Genomic DNA, 19,353 nt, shown 5'->3' with positions numbered 1-19,353 from the left:
CCTATTTCAGTATAATTCACAAAATATGGAAAACAAAGCACACATTGATGGAAATGGGAATATTGTCATTCAAGGAGTAGACGGTGCTACTATAACTATTAATCCAGATAATTCAAAAGAGCTACGTCAATTGATTATGGACTTGGGTTCAAGATTAACTGATTTACCAAAAGATATATTAGAAATGATTCAAGAAAATCAAGATGTAAATTCTGAAGTTGAAAACGGAGCCAATATGTACTTAACTGTCTTGGCGGAAATGCATATGTCAGGTTATAAAAGATTAAAGTTTGGATTAACAATAACAAACTTGACTAAAGAAAATAGATATTTTGGCCAACCTTTTTTTAAAATATACCCAAAATATGAGTTTTCAGAAGGGTTTGAACACGATACCTTTATTATGATTCCCGAAGCCAATAATAATTTTCCTAAAAAACTGGAATATGGAGAGCAAGTATCATATAGTTACGAAATTAAAGATGGAGCATATGATATGTATCAAAGCATTTTAGACAAAGATGATTCTGCCAACATTCAGGCTTTTTCAAATACGACTGTAGGAGAATTATATGAATCAAATCAATTTAGTATAAAAAAACTCTTCGAATATAAAAACTAATAATCTATGATAGAATACGAAGAAATAGCAAGAGAAGCCATTTCTACAATAGCGCCTTATTTGGCTGTTGGTGGTACAGAGATAATAAAGGATGTTTCATCAGATTTATGGAAATCTATAAAAGGTGTTTTCAAGAAAAAAGACGAAGAAAAGTTATTGTCGGAATTTGAGAAAAACCCAACTGACATTTCAACAAAAGCTAAAATAGAATATGTTTTAGAAAGTGAATTAAAAGAAAATAAAGAATTAGCTGACAAAATATCGGAATTGACTAAATCTGTTCAAAGTACAGAGGAATATAAAAATTATGTTTCGCAAGTTGGAGACAATAATATTTCCATTCAAGGAAAAATATCTGGTTCAAAAATTAACATAAAGAAATAACTGTGCCTAACAATGGCTATAAGTAATTGCTTGTTCTCGCCCACTTCTGAAAATCCTCACGGATTTTCAATTTGGTGTGTACTTGCAAAGTTAAGTACTAACCCACGCAACTACTCATAGCCGAGACATTACCCAAAATAGCTCAAGACAAAACTGACCGAAGAAAATTTAGAATCAAAATTCGTTAAATTCAGAGTAAATTATTTTAGAAGATCAAGAAATATCAAGCAATAAAATCGCGCACTTAAAATCCTTTAAATCAAAATTCTAACTTAAAAGGATTAGCAACATCGCGCACAAATAATTAGAAAAATACATGGAAAACTATCAAATCTGCGCGGTAATTTTTGGGATTTAAAGCAATGCGGAAAACCAATTTTAAAAAACTTCAATTTAAATTCGGACTTAAAAAGCTAATGTTACGCGGAATCAATCTTTCTTAAAATTAAATTAGAAAAATTCAACTTAAATTTCATCGCAAAGCTGGAGAAACTTCAAATTGTAGAATTCTATCATCAATTTTGAAGCTCAAATCCTTCTCTTCCACTCTGAAAAACTTAAAAAGTCAAATCACATTTAAACCAATATTCGCTAAATCTTACCACAATTTTAGAAAAGGATAAGAACAAAAAACAAATCAAAGCGTATCGCTACATTGGGTAACATCGGTTATAATTCATTGCGGCGGAATTTTCTGCCGAAAATTCCAGGAATATTTGCTAAATTTCAGCCGTAACCGAAAAGTCCTAGCGGACTTTTCCGCAACAAATCATAACCGGAGCCGTTGGCACACATATAAAAAACACTTTTTAAAATTGAAAAATAAGGTAATTTTAATATTTCTACTACTAATTTCATTTAGCGGATTTACTCAAAATCTGACTGAAAAAGAATTCGTGATTCTGACTTTTGAAATGGACAGAAATAAAGATTCTCACGGAACTTTTATTTACTATTGGGTTGCGGAATTAAAAAAATATGAAAAAGTGGACGAATATAAAGAACCGAAAATTTATTCTCTTTTTTTACACGAATTTTACGGAAGTGAACAATTAGAATCTTGTTGTTTAGGAAATGTTTCTTACCCATACACAATGACAACGGCAACGGCAACGGAATTTAATTTTCCAGAAAACCATAGTGAATATCTGACTGAACTACGTGAATTAGTTAAGAAAAACAGAGAGAAAATACAAGTAATCAAGAAAGAATGGAAAAATGGCTACAAAGAAAAGGTAACCGTTTACGCAACATCAATTCGAGGAAAATTATGTGAGTGCGAATTTGGTGGCGACACTTATTTGACAAAAGGCGACCGAATTAGTTTTCCAAAAGGAGATTATGAAATAATAAAAGACTATTTGACTAAAGAAAAACGGATTTTACTTTTTAAAGACTTTTCCGATTTTGACTATTCAAATACCGACTATAGAACTGGAAAATGAAAAAAATACGTGTGCCAACACCGTGTAAAATTAATTGCTTGGTACAAGCCTACTTACGAAAATCCTCGAGGATTTTCTATTCGGTTTGTATTTGCTAAATTAGGTGCTTAAACTACGCAACTAATCTTACACAAACCCGTTGGCAGCAATACGGAAAAAATTGTGAAATTCATATTTTGTACATATATTTGTACTTAAATAAGTATTGAATTATGCAAATCACAACTGTTTCTGACTTTAGAAAAGATATCAAAACATACCTGGACAGAGTTATCAAAAACTTTGAAACCTTAATAATTAACCGCGGAAAAGATTCTGGAATTGTTGTTATGTCTCTAGAAGAATACAATTCTCTAATGGCTACCAATCACGAATTATCTTCCCGAAAAAATGAATTACGTTTAGATTCTGCTATTGACAAACTAAAAAATGGTAAATCATTTTCAAGAGACTTAATCGAAGACTAATATGAAATATACATTTGTTGACGAATCTTGGGAAGATTATTTATATTGGCAAAAAACAGATAAGAAAAAACTCAAAAAAATAAACGAACTTTTAAAGGATATATCAAGAAATCCATTTGATGGAATTGGAAAACCAGAACCTTTAAAACATAAATACGCTGGATTTTGGTCAAGAAGAATTGACAGTGAACATAGATTGATTTATCAATATAAAGAGGGGGAAATTTTAATTGCAAAATGCAGATTTCATTATGACTAGAAAAGTACAGCTGCCAACAATGCGTATAGCCAATTGCGGCTGAATACTTATTCGATATTCAATGTTTTTAGCTATAATTTATTTTAAGCTGAGAAAACCTTGCAAACCTAATCGCAACTGGCCATACTCAAGCCCGTTACCTGCAAGCTGAATGAACAACACGCTGAAAAAAATAACGCCATTTCTGATTTTAGCATTATCGTCTATAATTTATGCGATATTCATTGTAATTAAGGAAAGAAATTTAGGTTGGGGATTATTTGCCGTTATTGCTCTAATTGTAATTGGAATTTTACTTGTTGGAATTGACTTTGGATTAAAAAAATGTCTTAAGAATTACAAAAAGATATTTCTGACTGAATTAGCTTTAGTGCTATTAGTAATTACGCTTTACGGCTATAAGTTTAATCGGACAAAAACACTCATTATACCAACCGAATTTGACAAAGGTTATGTGACCATAATTTATGGAGTTGAAAACTCAAAAGATTTGTCAATATCAGCTTTGACTTGGAACAAAAGTATAGAAATCCCAATAAGCGGAATTTTGTTAACGTCTTCTGACTATAATGAAAATCTACGTGAAACTGGTATGAAAATGGGTTCTGGAATATATTTAAACTCTGACGAAACCGAAAAAGGATTTACTCAAATGGCGGAATCTGAATTTGAATCTAATGGTCAAGTTTATAAATTCAGAACTTGGAAAATACAAGACGGATTTTGTTGCGGATATTCGACAAAAGAAGTTGAGAAATATAAAGTAGAATTGAAAAACGAATTTGAAAAAATAAAAGCCAGCAGGTAACACCGTGTATAATTAATTGCTTAGTTCTAGCCTGCTTGCGAAAATTCCTGCGGAATTTTAACGGGTTCGTAAATGTTTGCTAACTTAGTTGCCTAACCATGCAACTAATCATACACAAACACGTTACCCAACATTCCCTACACAAGAAAAGCCTGTTAATTTCTTGAGCTAACGACAAAATAATAGGATAAAAAAGTTGATCGGAATGAAAAAATTAAAAAAATATAAATACCTAATAATCAACAACTAATTTGACGTTAGTCAGTATTAAAAAACAAATGACCGAATTTAAGCCTCCAATGTCGGACAGAGAAACCGAAGAATTAATTGAAATAGCAAATTGTTCGGACGAGGATATTTGGCAGCGTGAAGCAACGTTGCAAGCCAAAAAAGAATTGATAAAAAGAAATATATCACAAGAACAACAGAATGAAGTAATAGAAAAGTGGAATAAAGAAGCCGAAGAATACCTCAAAAAAGAAGCGGAGAGATTAGAAAGAAACAAAACCGAGAGTTATGGAAAATGCCAAATGGTTGTACTCTTTTTATTCGGACCGATTTTATTTATTAAACCATATTTATTTAACTCTCATACATTATTTACGTTAAGAGGAGAAAACTATTATTTAAAATTTAAGCAACGAATTATAATATTTGGATTAAGTTTTATCGCCTGGTTTTTCTATGTAAATTTGTCTTTCCAACAATCGGAAAAGAAAAGACTTGAGGAAATTGATAAGATTGACATTTCTGACTGGAAAAAGAAACACGGATATGAATAAAAAACGTTGGGTAACAACGTATAAGCGCAATAACGGCTGAATTTCCTAATCGGAAATTCCTCCCATTTTGCTATCTTTAGTGCGTTAGCGGAAAATACTCGCGCATTTTCCCGTTACTGACGCTTATACAAAACCGTTGTACCAAATTATTTTAAAGAAAATTCTCCTATGCAAGCTCCAAAATTCATAACTCTTCTTTCAATTTTACTTTTAACTTCAAATAACTATGCTCAAAGTAATTCAGTAGAAGAAAAAATAGACTCATTTCTAAATGAATTAACAGCTGATGAGTTTTCAGGAACTATACTGGTAGCCAAAAATGATAATATAATTCAAAAGAGAGCTTATGGGCTTGCTAGTAAAGAGTTAAATGTTGAAAATGAAATTGACACTAAATTCAACATTGCTTCAATTACCAAAACATTTACGGCAGTTGCTATACTACAATTATTCGAAGAAGAAAAAATTGATTTAAATAAACCAATAGGCCTGTATTTAGAAAATTATCCCAATAAGAAAATTAAAGAGTCGGCAACTATTTCTCAATTATTAACTCATACAGCCGGACTACCTAACTTTTATGTAACCAACTTTTTAGATAGATGTAAGTTTGACTTTAAAGAAGTTAAGGACTTTTTACCACTTTTTGAGAATGATACATTGCTCTCAGAACCAGGAGAAGAATATAATTATGACGCCGCAGGCTATGTATTACTTGGTTTAATTATAGAAAAAGTAACAGGGTCAAGTTATTATGATTACTTAGAAAAAAATATATTCCAAAAAGCAAAAATGCCAAATACTGCGGCCTATGATGTTGATGCTATCATTGAGAATAAAGCCGATGGATACACTTTTGCAGGTGACACAACTAAACCATTAAAGAATAATGTTTTCTACTTGTCAAAAGCTTCTCCAGGAGGATTTCATTATTCTACAGTTGAAGACCTTTTTAATTTCAACCAAGCTCTTTTCGATAATAAATTGATTAACCAGAAAACATTAGACTTAATGATCAAACCTAGGGTCAAAGGTTACAATACTCATTTAGGATATGGGATTGATGTAGATCAAAGATATAATGAAAAAAATCCTTGGCCATAGTGGAGGCTGGTATGGGATAAGTGGTGAGATAATTTATCTTCCAAAATCAGATTATACCATAACTATTCTATCCAACGTAGATTCAAATATGGATTCAGGTAAAGCAATGGTATCTGATTTCTTTAAATCCCTACTGGCAGGAAATATTTAGAAAAATAAACTTCAAGCTTTAAATATGCTACACTTTAGAATAATCTTTTTTACCCTTAGCTTAATACTCATATTACCTAATTCCTATTCCCAGAATAATCATAATCTTGATTCGGAAATTGTTTCATTTTTAGACACATTAAAGCCAGAAATATTTTCAGGAATAATCTTAGTAGGAAAGAATGATAGTATCATCCAAGAAAGAACATACGGATACTCCAATATCGAAAATAAGACCAAAATTGATAAAAACACTAAGTTTCATATAGCTTCCATTACTAAATCGTTTACAGCTGTTGGAATTCTCAAACTCTATGAACAAGGAAAAGTTGATTTAAATAAACCAATTGGGAATTATATAGAAAACTATCCAAACCAACGGGTTCTAGATTCGGTTACAATTAACCAATTACTTACCCATACAGCTGGAACAAAAGCAATCTATGGGGAAGAATACCAAAAGTCAAATAAAAACAGATACAGAGAACTTGAAGATTACTTACCTCTATTTGCTAATGATTCTTTAAACTTTCCCCCAGGAAGTAAATATGAATATAATGGTGGAGGTTTTGTTTTATTAGGATTAATCATTCAAAACGTAACGGGAGAAAATTATTATGATTACCTAAAAAAGAACATTTTTGATCCTTTGGGGATGGATCAAACAAAAGCATTAGAAATAGATGGTGTAAACTATAACACCGCAGATGGTTATTCTATTTATTTACGTGAAGATAAGTCTATAGCTAAAAATGATTACTTAATATCGAAAGCTTCAGGAGCATCAGGTTATTATTCAACAGCCGAAGATCTTTTTAAATTCTCCAAAGCTTTAAAAGAATTTAAATTACTAAATAAGGAAACTACTGAACTAATGCTTGAGCCTAAAGTTAAAGGTTATAATACACATTTAGGATATGGAATTGATATTGATCAAAGATATGAAGAAACAATTATCGGACATAGTGGTGGCTGGTATGGTATAAGGTGTGAATGGATGGATTTTAAAGATTCAAATTATACTGTAATCATTTTATCCAACTTTGATAATGACGGTCAACAAGATGTTTCTGATTTTTTTAAATCTAAGATTTCAAGAAAATTAGAGGTAAAATAACTTGGTACAACAATGGCTCATCGCAAATAACGGGTATTGCCGAAAAAGTGTAATTTTAGAAACCATGAAAGAAAACAATTAAGCCGACAACTCCGCGTCCAAACTCCCGCAACTTGCGATAGCCGAGACCGTTAGCAGAAAACTGAAAATAATGAAATCTAGAATAAATTTAATTTTGACAGTTTTATTTTTTTGTAACTTCAGTTTCTCACAACCAAAAAACACTTCAAATTCAAAAGAATTTTTTTACAATATTAGTATAGGTGCTGTAATCGGTACTGTTGGTGCAATTATAAATAAAGAACCTAAACAACAATTTGGCAAAACTTTTTTTAAAGGTTTTTATCAGGGTGCATTGGGCGGTTACATAACTTTTGAAAGTAAACGATTAATTAGAACAGCAATGGAAAATAAATCTTGGGAAATCTTTTGGGCTGCTAAAGTTGTAAATGCTGGTGGAGTATCAATAAAAGAGAATGCTGCATTAAACAAAAATTTTTGGGAAAAATGGCATATCAATATTGGCTTCAATAGAATAGAATTTGAAACAAAAGATAATTTTAAGGTTAATTATAAAGTTATGCCGATAGCATTAGTTCATACAATAGGGATTTCGGTTCAAACTAAATTTGAATTGGAAAAAACATTAAAAACAGGAGAATTTATATTTTCTAGTAACACAAGTAGATTTCCCGAAACAAATTCAATAGGTAGAGCATTTCCTGGTAATATAGTTCTTTATACTCCATATAAAAATGATTTCGAAGTAATTTCTCACGAAATAATTCATCTCTATCAGTCTAATGATTTTTCCCAACTAGAAACTTTTTTGAACAAACCTATAAATCACCTAAATGCAAAAAGTGATTTTTTAAACTCTATAAACAATTATATTCATTATGACTTTCGCTATATACCAGAAAAAACCTTAAATATTATTGAAAATAATAATGCATATTTTTATTACGATAATTTTTTTGAAAGAGAAGCTGGGTTTTATTCAGGTAGTTTTAACAATTATTATTTAAGATAGAAAGTCTTCTGCTAACATCGTATATAACAAATAGCTGTGTCTATTTTAAACCGAAAATTTTAGTATATTTGGTAAGATCGCCAAATCTTTAAATTTGGCTTTTTGAAAAATAAGATAAAAACAAAATACAAAAGATTTGGCTTGTGCTTGGCGGAAAGTTACTCGTGTATTTGTCCGCTACTTGTCATATACAAACACGTTGTGCAACATAATGAGACAAACTTTTTTCTACATACTAATTTTAGTTTCAACCTTTGGATATTCTCAAGAATTCTATGATTCAGATATGAAAAGAGAAAAACCGAATCTGAAAAATTACTACCTGAAAACAACTGTCTTAATCGACTCAACGAACCAAATACCTTTTACCTCTTTAATTGAGATTTATGATCAAAAAGGTAGACATAAAGTCCAATATGAACTGAATAGACAAGGAGACACAATTGAAACAATAGAATCGACTTATCCGGATAAGTGGACAGAAATAGAAGTTCATAGCTACGTTAAAGAAAAAAGTGATACAGCCATTTTTCACTACAACAAAAGGAATTTACAAACTGTAGAAATATGGAAATGGGGTGAAGATTCTACAATTGACACAACGAAGTTTTTTTACGACAAAAAAGACCGACTTATAACTTCAGCTGACATTTATGATTTTGGCTCAGCAATAGATAGTTTGTTCTATCAAAAAAACAGATTATCCTACTCAAAAAGTTATGAAACAAATCAGAGAGAACGAGATTCTGTAATTTACATTTACGATAGAATTGGATTTGTAGAATTAAAGAAATATGATAAAAACAATGTTTTAAAATCAGAGTATGAAATTGAAATTGGAAAATTTAAAAATCCTAAAAGAATAGTAAATAGTTATAAAACATTTGCTTCAAAAGAATTTGACAGAAAGACTATAACCGAAATAGAGTATTTCAACAAAACCACTTTGAAATGCAAAAAAATATATTGGTTTTCAAATGGAAAACTTGAAAAAATAACGGAAAAATTCTATTCAAAAAAAGGTTTTTTAGAACGGAATATCGTCAAAGACGGGAATGGAAAAACGACCTATGAAAATAAAATTACGTTGCACAACAAAGAACTGAGGTAAAAACCAAGTTTTTTCTACATTAAATTTGAGACATAAATGATCCACGCTAAAACCTGTATCATCAGATCTTAACTGTTTCATTTTTTGTTTTTTCTTGACCTATACTTTTGCTAAAACAGACACATGGTTTTCATCGTAGGGTAAACCTGATTTAGCAATAGCAAAGGCTTGTTTTAAAAGCTTATTGGCCACGGCGATCAAAGCAAGTTTCTTGCTCTTGCCCTTGGCTACAATACGATCATAAAGAGCCTTACACGCCCTATTGTGCTTGCAAGCATTGAAGGCACACAAAAACAGAAGATTCCGGAGCTTCTGGTTACCTACTTTACTAATCCTGCTTTTGCCTCTTACACTACTCCCTGATTCACGGATCGTTGGGGTAATTCCTACATAACTACAGAGTTCTGATGCCTTCTCAAACTTAGTGAAGCCATCGGTAATCACTACTAAAAATAAAGCAGTCTTGATTCCTATTCCAGGGATACTGGTAAGTAAACTCAGTTGCTGTTGCTGCTCCTGTTTGACAAGCGCAAGTAGACGCTCTTCAATACCCTTGACCTCTTTGTTTAAATGCTTGAGATCTCGCTGTAAAGACCTATAAACATATTTAGAGGGAATACCCAATGATTCTTCTCCGTGAAGTTTATTCTTGGTAGCCGTACGCTTCTTAAGATAACTATCCATAAGTCTGAAGAGTTGCAAGCATTCTGCCTGTACCTCTGTAAGAGAATTATACAGTGGAACTTCAATGGACAACCCATAATGACAGATAGCCTTGGCATCGCTTTTATCTGTCTTTACTTTGGCCAGTTTCATCTGGAGAAAACGCTTGACTGACAAAGGGTTTACTACCGATACCGGTATACTGCTTTTGTAAAGAAACTGTGCAAGTCGATAGTGGTAATAACCTGTGGCTTCCATCACTACAAGACTATCTTGAGATAATGACTTTAGAAATAAATTAAAGCCGGAAGTGTCATTCTTAAATTGAGAATAACCACAAACACTACCATTAACATCAAAGACATCCTTACTGATGTCAACTCCAAAAGTTTCTTTATATTTATTCATAAGAACTGATTTATGAAAGAGCATACTACCTTTTGCACAACAACTTGAAAACGAGGTCTGGCCTCATAGAACTGAACGTGTTTGAAGTAGTTAAAGAGAGGGGATTATCATTGTTGACGAAGTCTAACGCTTCCACGTATATCTTAACCTTAATCCTCTCTTTGTTCTTTCTGATTTATACTATAAAATTAATGAGAATCAAACTTAAGATGTATAACCGCAATTACGGCGGATTCGACTACGTCCGAATCCACTCGGAATTGCTAAAGTCAGTGCTAAACCGAAAATTAATATATATTAACCCGTAACTGACGGTTATACGAGACAGTTGTGCCCAATATTTCAGATAAATGAATAATTCAAAACAGAGTTTTGACTATCTATTAAAGGATTTTAAACCAAACATAAATTACAAAGATATCTTGGTAGAAAATTACCATGGTGGCCATACATTAACAAGATATCCAGTCGAGATTCCCGAAAAATTGAAAATTCAATTTCCATTCATGGTATATTTAATTTTCGTTGAAATTCTGAAATATCCAATACTTCCATTATTTGAAAAAGTAAAATGGGAAATCCCTATTTTATATAAAGGTTTTCCGTTCGTTTTAGCTCACCGTAAATTTGGTTTTGACATGACTACCCAAACTCCCAAAAAGAATTATAAAAAACTTGCAATTGAGGCAATTGAAAAAATTTCAAAAGCTATTCCTCACGCTGAACCGCAGTTAAGTAATCTCATTCAATGTAGAGTTTCCGAAGGAAAAATTACAATTGAAAGTCAATATCAAGAAATAAGAAATAGATACATTTTCTTTAAGGAAAAGTTCTTTGAAATTAATGAAACAGATCAAAAGAAATTACACAATTCTATTGAGAATTTTAATCCGAAAAAACACCAAGATAAAGACACTTTCTTAGAAAATTATAAAAGGATACAACGGTTAAAATCTGCTAAAATTTACTATATTTTTTCTATGGTTGACGCTTATTTCAGCCTATTAGAACATGTTTCTGTTTTATTACTTCCATTCATATCTCATATAAATATCAAGAAGATAGATATTGAGAGTTTTATGAGAAAAACCTGGAAAGATAAATTGAAAATTGTCATCAATCATCCTTCTGATCAATAAACAACTGATTTTCTTAATTTATTAGACCAAATTAAAGAACAAGTCAGAAATCCGATTGCTCACGGCCATTTTCTAAAAGAAGGAAATTCTTTGTATGTACAAATTGATGGGCTAGGTTCAATTCCATACACTTTGATTAAATCCCAATATAAGTTCAGCAATGGATATTCAAATCCGCCAATTGTTCCTTTATCAAAAATAATTAGAACGTTTGATGAATTCGATTCCTTTTTAGAAAGAACACATACAAGATTCGGGATGGAATATATAAAACGTGATTTACCAGTTGGATTTGACAAGAAATCCTCAGCAGAATATAGAAGAAGAATGAGAACAGAAAAATCAACAAAATGTTATATTGACGAAACAATAAGAGATTTAGAGAATCAAATAAATATGGATTGGTGAGAAATACTGGGCACAACAACGGTTAATCGCCAATAGGCAGCACCGTTAGAAAGAAAATAATTAACTTGACCAAAAAATCAATACCAAGCCGACAAATACGCGTCCCGCACTCCGCCAACTGGCGATAACCGAGACCGTTGTACTGCATTTAGGAAATGAGAAAACCAATTAACATTTTAGACAAAAACAACAATTGGAATTACCTGTTGGAATCTACAGTCTAAAAGTTTTGGGTGGCTGGAAAGTAATTACAAATAACTTTTCAGTAGTTCTACGAGAAGTAAATGGAGAAATTATAATAAAACCAAAAGAAACGTTTTGGAAAATTCAATCCTTTGCTTTTGGAAAAAGAGCAAAAAAGATATCTTCAATTGACATTCCTAGAAGAGCAATATACGAAATTGAATTTTTAAATCCATCGGACTTAAAAGTCAAAAAATCAAACCTTATTACATTAGGTTTTTTCCAAAATTTTCTACCAACCAATGAAATTCAAGTTTGTATCGAGTGAAAAAGACTTACGACGTAAAATTAAACGGAGTAAAATAGGAACGACTGATTTTGAGTTTGCGGATACACCAATGGGAGTTGTCTTTGGCAAAGTCAAATTTGAAAATATTAGCTCACCTTACGAGTTGATTAAAGAACATTGCTTAAAAAATGGAATTGCAATTAATGATGATTATCCAGAAGACAAGTTCATCAATACAATGATAATTCCCGAATTAAAAGTTTTCGACAACAAGCAAACTGAATTGAAAGGTTGGGGAGCATATTTTATTGGAATGGACAGCGACGGATTTGAAATACAATTTGGTGGAATAACATCTGACTTAATGCAATCTGAATTTAAACATCATTATGACGAATATTACAAAACTGAATAAAAAACGCAGTACAACACCGTGTATAGCTCATTGCGGCTGAATTCCTAATCGGAATTCATTGCAATTTGCTATCTTTCGGTTACGGCGGAAAATCATAGCTGATTTTCCGCAACGAGCCATACACAAACCGTTCTACGCAATTTAAAAAAAATGACGACCGAAAAATTAAATATCACATTCTCGGAATTAAGGCGAATTTACTCGGCGGTAATTTTATTTACGGAAAAGCGAGCTTCTTGGTATAAAAAACCGAATAGCAAAACGCGAATAGAAGAGGATTTAGGATTTTACGGAATGGATAACGAACAATTCCTATTAGATTTCTCAAAGGAGTTTAACGTGGACTTTGAAAATCTAGAATATTCTGAGTATCTAACATCTGAATGGGAAGTTGCAAATCCGAAGTATTTAATTTATTTGCCAATCGTAGTACCTTATAATCTGATTAAAATTCTATTACGAATTATAATATGGTCTTTAGATAATAAACTAAGCGGAAAAATAAAAAAAAATAAACTGCCAATTAAGGATTTGAAACCGAAAAAAGATATTACAATTGGAGATTTGATTTCAACGATTGCGAAAAAGGAATTTACCGAACGAAAAACAATACATTACGAAATAAAAACTGCGTAGAACAACGTATACAACTCATATCTAGTCAGTTGATTAACCGAAATTAAGGTGTATTTGTGAGTCCGCCAAATTTTTAAATTTAGCTTATTAAGTAAAAAGGTAATAAGAAAAATTTAAAAATTCGGCTCGTGCTTCATCCGAAAATAATTGTTTAATTTGCACGCTACGAGCCATATACAAAATCGTTACCCAAAATAGCTCCTGACAAAACTGAGCGAAGAAGATTTAGAATCAAAATTCGTTAAATTGAGAGTAAATTATTTTAGAAACTTAAGAAATAATCAAGCAATAAAATCGCGCGCTCAAAATCCTTTGAATCAAAATTCTAACTTAAAAGGATTAGCAACATCGAGGACGCGTAATTAGAAAGATATAAACAAAAATTGTAAAATCTGGACGGTACTTTTTGGGATTTAAGCAATACCTAGAACCAATTTTAAAATAACTTCAATTAAAATTTAAACTTAAAAAGCTAATATTACGTGGAACCAATCGCTCTCAAAATTAAATTAGAAAAATTCAACTTAAAATTTAATTGCAACGCTTGAGAAACTTTAAATTAGAGAATTCTATAATCAATTTTGATGCTCAAATCCTTATCTCCCACTCCCGAAAACTTAAAAAGTCAAATTACACTTAAATTAATATTCGATAAATTTGAAAACATTTTAAAAAAGGATTAGAACAAAAAATAATCAAAGCGTGTCGCTACATTGGGTAACATCGGTTATAATTCATTGCGGCGGAATTTTCTACCGAAAATTCCAGGAATATTTGCTAAATTACAGCCGTAACCGAAAAGTCCTAGCGGACTTTTCCGCAACAAATCATAACCGGAGCCGTTAGCACCAATTTGATGAAAAACCTGACTGTATTTTTAATTTTCATTTTAGTTCTAAGTTGTAACAGCAAAAAGTCGAATAAGACTGATTTAAAATCTGAAATCGAAAAAACGATCAAAGAAAAATCTTTGAAAAACAAGATTACTTTGGACTCTTTTCAAATTCAGGTAACTGAACCAAAAAATGAACCTTTTTTATTTGCAGACGTATTAATAAAATTCAATAATAGTAATGAATACTACATCACACTGAGTTTTGAAAATCAATATTCAGATTCAATTGCTAACATAATTCAAAACTCTTTTGGAAAGACAGTTTTTAAAAATGAACTAGAATCAAGAGTCGAAATACCCGAGAATATTGCCCAAAAATATTTTTCTACAGCCGGCCTTGATAAGCTTATTGTAATTAACAAAGAACAAATCGTAATAGACACGATTTATAGAAAAAACTATGAGTTCTACGACGCTTCAATGGAATCTTCTTATGTTGCAACCTATGAATCCCCGAATCAATTAGGTGATTCAATAATGGTTATATCAATCAACTCAAGTTACTATTTAAATTTAACTAAAGTTCCTGAACCGCATTCTGATTTAGTCAAAAAAGAAAAGTTGCTTAAAAGTGTTCAGCAGCACTACGATGAAATATTTTCGCGAAATTCTATGATATATAAATCCGATACAATTTCTATTCTATCTTTTGGAAAATACGCAAAACCTGAAAACTATTTATATTTATACAAAAATGGCAATTTGACAGATTCAATAATAAACGATTACTTGGCTGTTTACTCGTTGACTGGTATTCCATTGGGAACTGAAAACGAATTAACGTATATCTATGAAGGATTCAAACCCGATACCGATTTATTTTGGATCGGTTTAATAGGAATTGATTTAGAGAATTGGAAATTCAAAATTTATGAGAGAAATAGAATAAAAAGATAAAACTGGTGCTAACAATGCGTATAGCCAATTGCGGCTAAATACTTAATCGATATTCAATGTTTTTAGCTATATTTATTTTAAGCGGACAAAATCTGGCAAATCAACCCACAACTGGCCATACTCAAAACCGTTAGCCACAAGCTGAAAAAAAACGATGGACAAAGAAAAAGCCGGACTTCCAATATTGACGGAAGAAGGAAAAGGTTATTATATTATGGAAGGTTTAATTGTTAATCAATGGTCGAAAATATTTGAAATGGAACTGAATAGAACCTATGATGCAGACTTTGAAATTTTCGGAGAAAAAGCACAAAATCCATCAAATGCCGAAGTGGATTTTTATGTAGGTATAAAAAAAGAAATGAATGGGTAAACTAACCTTAAAGACAGACCCAAGAGTAAATGAAGTTTTTGCGAATTATCCCGAATTTGTTCGAGATAAATTGCAACATCTTCGGGAGTTGGTAATAGAAACAGCTGAAGAAACCGAAGGAGTGACTGTTTTGGAAGAAACATTGAAATGGGGAGAACCCAGTTTTGTCACTAAAAACGGTAGTACTTTACGAATGGATTGGAAAGAAAAAACACCTGACCAATATGCAATGTATTTCCAATGTACAAGTAGATTAGTTGATACCTTCAGGTTGGTTTTTGACCACAAATTTCAATACGAGGGAAAACGAGCAATCGTTTTTCAGTTAAACCAAAAAATCCCTGAATTGGAACTAAAAGAATGCATAAAAGCATCTTTGATTTATCACAATGTAAAGGAACATTTTACATTGGGAATTTGAGGAATGAATAAAAAAGCCAGTGGCTAACAAAGAACTGAGGTAAAAACCAAGTTTTTTCTACATTAAATTTGAGACATAAATGATCCATGCTAAAACCTGTATCATCAGATCTTAACTGTTTCATTTTTTGTTTTTTCTTGACCCTATCCTTTTGCTAAAACAGACACATGCTTTTCATCGTAGGGTAAACCTGATTTAGCAATAGCAAAGGATTGTTTTAAAAGCTTATTGGCCACGGCGATCAAAGCAAGTTTCTTGCTCTTGCCCTTGGCTACAATACGATCATAAAGAGCCTTACACGCCCTATTGTGCTTGCAAGCATTGAAGGCACACAAAAACAGAAGGTTCCGAAGCTTCTGGTTACCTACTTTACTAATCCTGCTTTTTCCTCTTACACTACTCCCTGATTTACGGATCGTTGGGGTAATTCCTACATAACTGCAGAGTTCTGATGCTTTCTCAAACTTAGTGAAGCCATCGGTAATCACTACTAAAAATAAAGCAGTCTTGATTCCTATTCCAGGGATACTGGTAAGTAAACTTAGTTGCTGTTGCTGCTCCTGTTTGACAAGCGCGAGTAGACGCTCTTCAATACCCTTGACCTCTTTGTTTAAGTGCTTGAGATCGCGCTGTAAAGACCTATAAACATACTTAGAGGGAATACCCAATGATTCTTCTCCGTGAAGTTTATTCTTGGTAGCCATACGCTTCTTAAGATAACTATCCATTAGTCCGAAGAGTTGCAAGCATTCTGCCTGTACCTCTGTAAGAGAATTATACAGTGGAACTTCATTAGATAACCCATAATCACAGATAGCCTTGGCATCGCTTTTATCTGTCTTTACTTTGGCCAGTTTCATTTGGAGAAAACGCTTGACTGACAAAGGGTTTACTACCGATACCGGTATACTGCTTTTGTAAAGAAACTGTGCAAGTCGATAGTGGTAATAACCTGTGGCTTCCATCACTACAAGGCTGTCTTGAGATAATGACTTTAGAAATAAATTAAAGCCGGAAGTGTCATTCTTAAGTTGAGAATAACCACAAACACTACCATAAACATCAAAGACATCCTTACTGATGTCAACTCCAAAAGTTTCTTTATATTTATTCATAAGAAATGATTTATGAAAGAGCATACTACCTTTTGCACAACAACTTGAAAACGAGGTCTGGCCTCATAGAACTGAACGTGTTTGAAGTAGTTAAAGAGAGGGGATTATCATTGTTGACGAAGTCTAACGCTTCCACGTATATCTTAACATTAATCCTCTCTTTGTTCTTTCTGATTTATACTATAAAATTAATGAGAATCAAACTTAAGATGTATAACAACAATTGCGGCTCTTTTTACTGTGGACACTACCGAACAGACATAAAAGTCGGTAATTTTAGCTATCTTAGTTTCTAAACAATCCGCAACTGATTGTTATACAAAACCGTTGGCAAACATTTAAACCAAACCGAAAATGGGATTAGATTCTGTAGAATTATTGATGTCAGTTGAGGACAAATTTGGAATACAAATTGAGGATTCCGAAACGGAAAAAATTTATACCGTTCAAAATTTTGTGGATTCTGTTTACGACAAAATTATTACCGATCCGAATGAAAAATGCTTAACTCAAATCGTATTTTATAAAATTAGAAAAGCATTTCAGAATCTAAAATTGACCGATAAAGAAATTAAACCCGAAAGAAAAATATCGGAATTGCTTACTCAAACGAAACTGAAAGAAAAATGGTACCTTTTGAAAACAGAAATAGAACTTGAATTACCCGAAATGGTTGCTCTTGACTTTAATCCAAATTTAGGTTCTCACGTCAAAATTTTCGGAATTAAAACCATAAAGCGGACAACACCTGTTTCGAGCGGAACGATTCGTGACTTAATTGATTGGACAATTGCATTGAATCAAGAAAAACTCATTCACATCGAAAATGTAACAAGTAAATATGAAGTTGAGCGTATAATAATTGGAATTATAAACAGAAATATGGGAATACCAATTAGTGAGATTAAATTGGAACACTCAATAACAAATGATTTAGGAATTGACTAAAAAAAACGTTTGCCAACAACGGCTATAGTTCATTGCTTCTGACTTTCCTCACGGAAAGTCCATGCAAATTTGCTATCTTCGGTTTACGGCGGAAAATCCTAGCGGATTTTCTCGCAACGAAACCATAGCCAAACCCGTTGGCACTAATTTAAAAAAAATGACCCGGATTCAATAACTCAACGCAACAAATCATATCCTTAGATTTGTTCAAATGAAGACCAAAAAATACAAACGATTATCTTTCAAAGAAAGAGTCATTATCCAGACACTGATCGATGAAGAAAAAACGAAGGCCTGTATCGCCAAAAAGCTGAACAGAGCTAGATCTACCATATCCAGAGAAATCAATAAGCTTGTCGTTAATAAAGATGATAAATACGATGCGACATTAGCCAATTGGTTAGCAAAAGACGACTATCTCAACAAAAGAAACCTTGATAAAATTAATACGCATATAAAACTTAAGTTCTTTGTTTATAAAGGATTATTACAAGGTTGGTCACCAGATCAGATATCGGGTAGACTCAAAGATAAATACCCAAACGATCCCGTGATGTCCATTTCTTATGAAGCTATCTATATGCATATCTACAGGCATAGACAGGCCAGTTTAAACAAAAAACTAATCAAACTACTACCCTATCAAAAATCACAACGCAGAAGAGCTAATGCAAAGACCAAAAGAGGTTCGAAAATAAAAGGTATCATTAACATCAAAGACCGACCTAAACACATTGAAAATAGACTAGAGATAGGACATTGGGAAGGTGATCTGGTTATCGGTAAAGGACAAAAAAGTGCCATAGGAACTATCGTTGAAAGAAAATCAAGATTCGTATGTATCATAAAGCTAAAAGACAGAAAATCAGCAACAGTAACAAAGCAATTTGCTAAAGTATTACAGGGCTTTAATCAACATTTAATTAAAACAATGACCTACGATAATGGAGTTGAAATGGCTAAACATAAAGACTTTACCAAACAAACAGGAATCAAAGTTTATTTTGCAGATCCATACGCTTCATGGCAAAGAGGTACCAACGAAAACACCAATGGACTTATCAGAAGATACTTCCCTAAACGAACTGATTTTAATAAAGTTACAGCTAAGCAACTAAAGTATGTTCAGGATAAACTCAACAACAGACCCCGAAAAATTATTAACTATAAAACTCCCAATGAGATTTTTAAACAAAATGCCGCATAAATTTTGATATTTATACTAAATTGTCCTAAACCAAAAATAGCAACAGTTGTTGCGTTAGAACCTTGAATACGCCC

24 protein-coding genes are annotated in these 19,353 nt (G+C 32.1%); 22 read left to right on the top strand and 2 right to left on the bottom strand.

Going from position 1 to position 19,353, the window contains the following annotated elements; genetic code table 11:
* Nucleotides 1-25 precede the first annotated feature (25 nt).
* From PBT89_RS07595 to PBT89_RS07540, 12 genes are all read left to right on the top strand, one after another.
* Complete coding sequence (locus PBT89_RS07595) at nucleotides 26-622, top strand: hypothetical protein (RefSeq protein ID WP_270064112.1); 597 nt, start codon at nucleotides 26-28, stop codon at nucleotides 620-622.
* Nucleotides 623-628: 6 nt separating this feature from the next.
* Nucleotides 629-1,006: a hypothetical protein gene (locus PBT89_RS07590; protein WP_270064111.1), complete on the top strand. Its 378-nt coding sequence runs from the start codon at nucleotides 629-631 to the stop codon at nucleotides 1,004-1,006.
* Between the two features lie 815 nt (nucleotides 1,007-1,821).
* On the top strand, nucleotides 1,822-2,451 hold the full coding sequence (locus PBT89_RS07585; RefSeq protein ID WP_270064110.1) for a hypothetical protein: 630 nt from the start codon (nucleotides 1,822-1,824) through the stop codon (nucleotides 2,449-2,451).
* 212 nt (nucleotides 2,452-2,663) lie between these two features.
* Entirely contained in the window at nucleotides 2,664-2,918 is a 255-nt protein-coding gene (locus PBT89_RS07580; RefSeq protein ID WP_125468736.1) for a type II toxin-antitoxin system Phd/YefM family antitoxin, read from the top strand.
* A 1-nt stretch (nucleotide 2,919) separates the two neighbouring features.
* Nucleotides 2,920-3,177: a Txe/YoeB family addiction module toxin gene (locus PBT89_RS07575; protein WP_125468737.1), complete on the top strand. Its 258-nt coding sequence runs from the start codon at nucleotides 2,920-2,922 to the stop codon at nucleotides 3,175-3,177.
* 151 nt (nucleotides 3,178-3,328) lie between these two features.
* Nucleotides 3,329-3,985, top strand: a complete 657-nt coding sequence (locus PBT89_RS07570; RefSeq protein WP_270064109.1) for a hypothetical protein — start codon at nucleotides 3,329-3,331, stop codon at nucleotides 3,983-3,985.
* A 278-nt stretch (nucleotides 3,986-4,263) separates the two neighbouring features.
* Entirely contained in the window at nucleotides 4,264-4,767 is a 504-nt protein-coding gene (locus tag PBT89_RS07565; RefSeq protein WP_270064108.1) for a hypothetical protein, read from the top strand.
* A gap of 168 nt (nucleotides 4,768-4,935) precedes the next feature.
* Nucleotides 4,936-5,871 (top strand): serine hydrolase domain-containing protein, encoded by a 936-nt coding sequence (locus tag PBT89_RS07560; protein WP_270064107.1) that lies wholly within the window; start codon nucleotides 4,936-4,938, stop codon nucleotides 5,869-5,871.
* On the top strand, nucleotides 5,849-6,022 hold the full coding sequence (locus tag PBT89_RS07555; protein ID WP_270064106.1) for a hypothetical protein: 174 nt from the start codon (nucleotides 5,849-5,851) through the stop codon (nucleotides 6,020-6,022). The genes PBT89_RS07560 and PBT89_RS07555 overlap by 23 nt, the downstream gene beginning before the upstream one ends.
* Before the next feature lie 24 nt (nucleotides 6,023-6,046).
* Nucleotides 6,047-7,138, top strand: coding sequence for a serine hydrolase domain-containing protein (locus PBT89_RS07550; protein ID WP_270064105.1), 1,092 nt, complete (start codon nucleotides 6,047-6,049; stop codon nucleotides 7,136-7,138).
* Nucleotides 7,139-7,289: 151 nt separating this feature from the next.
* On the top strand, nucleotides 7,290-8,171 hold the full coding sequence (locus PBT89_RS07545; protein ID WP_270064104.1) for a hypothetical protein: 882 nt from the start codon (nucleotides 7,290-7,292) through the stop codon (nucleotides 8,169-8,171).
* 211 nt (nucleotides 8,172-8,382) lie between these two features.
* Nucleotides 8,383-9,282: a hypothetical protein gene (locus PBT89_RS07540; protein ID WP_270064103.1), complete on the top strand. Its 900-nt coding sequence runs from the start codon at nucleotides 8,383-8,385 to the stop codon at nucleotides 9,280-9,282.
* A gap of 99 nt (nucleotides 9,283-9,381) precedes the next feature.
* On the opposite strand, the gene PBT89_RS07535 is transcribed toward PBT89_RS07540, so the two are convergent.
* Nucleotides 9,382-10,353 carry an IS110 family transposase gene (locus tag PBT89_RS07535; RefSeq protein ID WP_270064036.1) on the bottom strand — a complete coding sequence of 324 codons (972 nt, stop codon included), beginning with the start codon at nucleotides 10,351-10,353 and terminating at the stop codon, nucleotides 9,382-9,384.
* A 350-nt stretch (nucleotides 10,354-10,703) separates the two neighbouring features.
* Here PBT89_RS07535 and PBT89_RS07530 point away from each other — a divergent pair, with 350 nt between their 5' ends.
* The 8 genes from PBT89_RS07530 to PBT89_RS07495 all read left to right on the top strand — a co-directional run bounded on the left by PBT89_RS07530 (nucleotide 10,704) and on the right by PBT89_RS07495 (nucleotide 16,009).
* Entirely contained in the window at nucleotides 10,704-11,492 is a 789-nt protein-coding gene (locus PBT89_RS07530) for a hypothetical protein (protein ID WP_270064102.1), read from the top strand.
* Between the two features lie 90 nt (nucleotides 11,493-11,582).
* The gene (locus tag PBT89_RS07525) at nucleotides 11,583-11,900 is read left to right on the top strand and encodes a hypothetical protein (RefSeq protein ID WP_270064101.1); all 318 of its coding nucleotides are present in this window, start codon (nucleotides 11,583-11,585) and stop codon (nucleotides 11,898-11,900) included.
* 193 nt (nucleotides 11,901-12,093) lie between these two features.
* Entirely contained in the window at nucleotides 12,094-12,411 is a 318-nt protein-coding gene (locus PBT89_RS07520) for a hypothetical protein (protein ID WP_270064100.1), read from the top strand.
* A complete protein-coding gene (locus tag PBT89_RS07515; protein WP_270064099.1) occupies nucleotides 12,386-12,787 on the top strand; it encodes a hypothetical protein in 402 nt (133 codons plus the stop codon). The genes PBT89_RS07520 and PBT89_RS07515 overlap by 26 nt, the downstream gene beginning before the upstream one ends.
* Nucleotides 12,788-12,937: 150 nt before the next feature.
* A complete protein-coding gene (locus tag PBT89_RS07510) occupies nucleotides 12,938-13,423 on the top strand; it encodes a DUF1493 family protein (protein WP_270064098.1) in 486 nt (161 codons plus the stop codon).
* A gap of 856 nt (nucleotides 13,424-14,279) precedes the next feature.
* The gene (locus tag PBT89_RS07505; RefSeq protein ID WP_270064097.1) at nucleotides 14,280-15,215 is read left to right on the top strand and encodes a hypothetical protein; all 936 of its coding nucleotides are present in this window, start codon (nucleotides 14,280-14,282) and stop codon (nucleotides 15,213-15,215) included.
* A 154-nt stretch (nucleotides 15,216-15,369) separates the two neighbouring features.
* Entirely contained in the window at nucleotides 15,370-15,588 is a 219-nt protein-coding gene (locus tag PBT89_RS07500) for a hypothetical protein (protein WP_270064096.1), read from the top strand.
* Nucleotides 15,581-16,009, top strand: a complete 429-nt coding sequence (locus PBT89_RS07495) for a DUF1801 domain-containing protein (RefSeq protein ID WP_270064095.1) — start codon at nucleotides 15,581-15,583, stop codon at nucleotides 16,007-16,009. The genes PBT89_RS07500 and PBT89_RS07495 overlap by 8 nt, the downstream gene beginning before the upstream one ends.
* 143 nt (nucleotides 16,010-16,152) lie before the next feature.
* On the opposite strand, the gene PBT89_RS07490 is transcribed toward PBT89_RS07495, so the two are convergent.
* Nucleotides 16,153-17,124: an IS110 family transposase gene (locus PBT89_RS07490; protein WP_270064094.1), complete on the bottom strand. Its 972-nt coding sequence runs from the start codon at nucleotides 17,122-17,124 to the stop codon at nucleotides 16,153-16,155.
* 354 nt (nucleotides 17,125-17,478) lie between these two features.
* Here PBT89_RS07490 and PBT89_RS16810 point away from each other — a divergent pair, with 354 nt between their 5' ends.
* Together PBT89_RS16810 and PBT89_RS07480 are read left to right on the top strand one after the other, a co-directional pair.
* Nucleotides 17,479-18,072, top strand: coding sequence for a phosphopantetheine-binding protein (locus tag PBT89_RS16810; RefSeq protein ID WP_333474150.1), 594 nt, complete (start codon nucleotides 17,479-17,481; stop codon nucleotides 18,070-18,072).
* Between the two features lie 211 nt (nucleotides 18,073-18,283).
* Nucleotides 18,284-19,279 carry an IS30 family transposase gene (locus PBT89_RS07480; RefSeq protein ID WP_270064093.1) on the top strand — a complete coding sequence of 332 codons (996 nt, stop codon included), beginning with the start codon at nucleotides 18,284-18,286 and terminating at the stop codon, nucleotides 19,277-19,279.
* Nucleotides 19,280-19,353 lie beyond the last annotated feature (74 nt).

It is taken from the genome of Zunongwangia sp. HRR-M8 (assembly GCF_027594405.1).
In the GTDB taxonomy this organism is placed as follows: domain Bacteria; phylum Bacteroidota; class Bacteroidia; order Flavobacteriales; family Flavobacteriaceae; genus Zunongwangia.
This window is presented reverse-complemented; position numbering and strand designations above follow the sequence as displayed.

Bases quoted from the DNA above. Each gene is read 5' to 3' on its own strand.
- PBT89_RS07565 (WP_270064108.1), top strand. From the start codon at position 4,264: ATGACCGAATTTAAGCCTCCAATGTCGGACAGAGAAACCGAAGAATTA.
- PBT89_RS07555 (WP_270064106.1), top strand. From the start codon at position 5,849: ATGAAAAAAATCCTTGGCCATAGTGGAGGCTGGTATGGGATAAGTGGT.
- PBT89_RS07570 (WP_270064109.1), top strand. From the start codon at position 3,329: ATGAACAACACGCTGAAAAAAATAACGCCATTTCTGATTTTAGCATTA.
- PBT89_RS07580 (WP_125468736.1), top strand. From the start codon at position 2,664: ATGCAAATCACAACTGTTTCTGACTTTAGAAAAGATATCAAAACATAC.
- PBT89_RS07500 (WP_270064096.1), top strand. From the start codon at position 15,370: ATGGACAAAGAAAAAGCCGGACTTCCAATATTGACGGAAGAAGGAAAA.
- PBT89_RS07595 (WP_270064112.1), top strand. From the start codon at position 26: ATGGAAAACAAAGCACACATTGATGGAAATGGGAATATTGTCATTCAA.
- PBT89_RS16810 (WP_333474150.1), top strand. From the start codon at position 17,479: ATGGGATTAGATTCTGTAGAATTATTGATGTCAGTTGAGGACAAATTT.
- PBT89_RS07550 (WP_270064105.1), top strand. From the start codon at position 6,047: ATGCTACACTTTAGAATAATCTTTTTTACCCTTAGCTTAATACTCATA.
- PBT89_RS07510 (WP_270064098.1), top strand. From the start codon at position 12,938: ATGACGACCGAAAAATTAAATATCACATTCTCGGAATTAAGGCGAATT.
- PBT89_RS07590 (WP_270064111.1), top strand. From the start codon at position 629: ATGATAGAATACGAAGAAATAGCAAGAGAAGCCATTTCTACAATAGCG.
- PBT89_RS07490 (WP_270064094.1), bottom strand. From the start codon at position 17,124: ATGAATAAATATAAAGAAACTTTTGGAGTTGACATCAGTAAGGATGTC.
- PBT89_RS07515 (WP_270064099.1), top strand. From the start codon at position 12,386: ATGAAATTCAAGTTTGTATCGAGTGAAAAAGACTTACGACGTAAAATT.
- PBT89_RS07480 (WP_270064093.1), top strand. From the start codon at position 18,284: ATGAAGACCAAAAAATACAAACGATTATCTTTCAAAGAAAGAGTCATT.
- PBT89_RS07495 (WP_270064095.1), top strand. From the start codon at position 15,581: ATGGGTAAACTAACCTTAAAGACAGACCCAAGAGTAAATGAAGTTTTT.
- PBT89_RS07535 (WP_270064036.1), bottom strand. From the start codon at position 10,353: ATGAATAAATATAAAGAAACTTTTGGAGTTGACATCAGTAAGGATGTC.
- PBT89_RS07530 (WP_270064102.1), top strand. From the start codon at position 10,704: ATGAATAATTCAAAACAGAGTTTTGACTATCTATTAAAGGATTTTAAA.
- PBT89_RS07540 (WP_270064103.1), top strand. From the start codon at position 8,383: ATGAGACAAACTTTTTTCTACATACTAATTTTAGTTTCAACCTTTGGA.
- PBT89_RS07575 (WP_125468737.1), top strand. From the start codon at position 2,920: ATGAAATATACATTTGTTGACGAATCTTGGGAAGATTATTTATATTGG.
- PBT89_RS07505 (WP_270064097.1), top strand. From the start codon at position 14,280: ATGAAAAACCTGACTGTATTTTTAATTTTCATTTTAGTTCTAAGTTGT.
- PBT89_RS07560 (WP_270064107.1), top strand. From the start codon at position 4,936: ATGCAAGCTCCAAAATTCATAACTCTTCTTTCAATTTTACTTTTAACT.
- PBT89_RS07545 (WP_270064104.1), top strand. From the start codon at position 7,290: ATGAAATCTAGAATAAATTTAATTTTGACAGTTTTATTTTTTTGTAAC.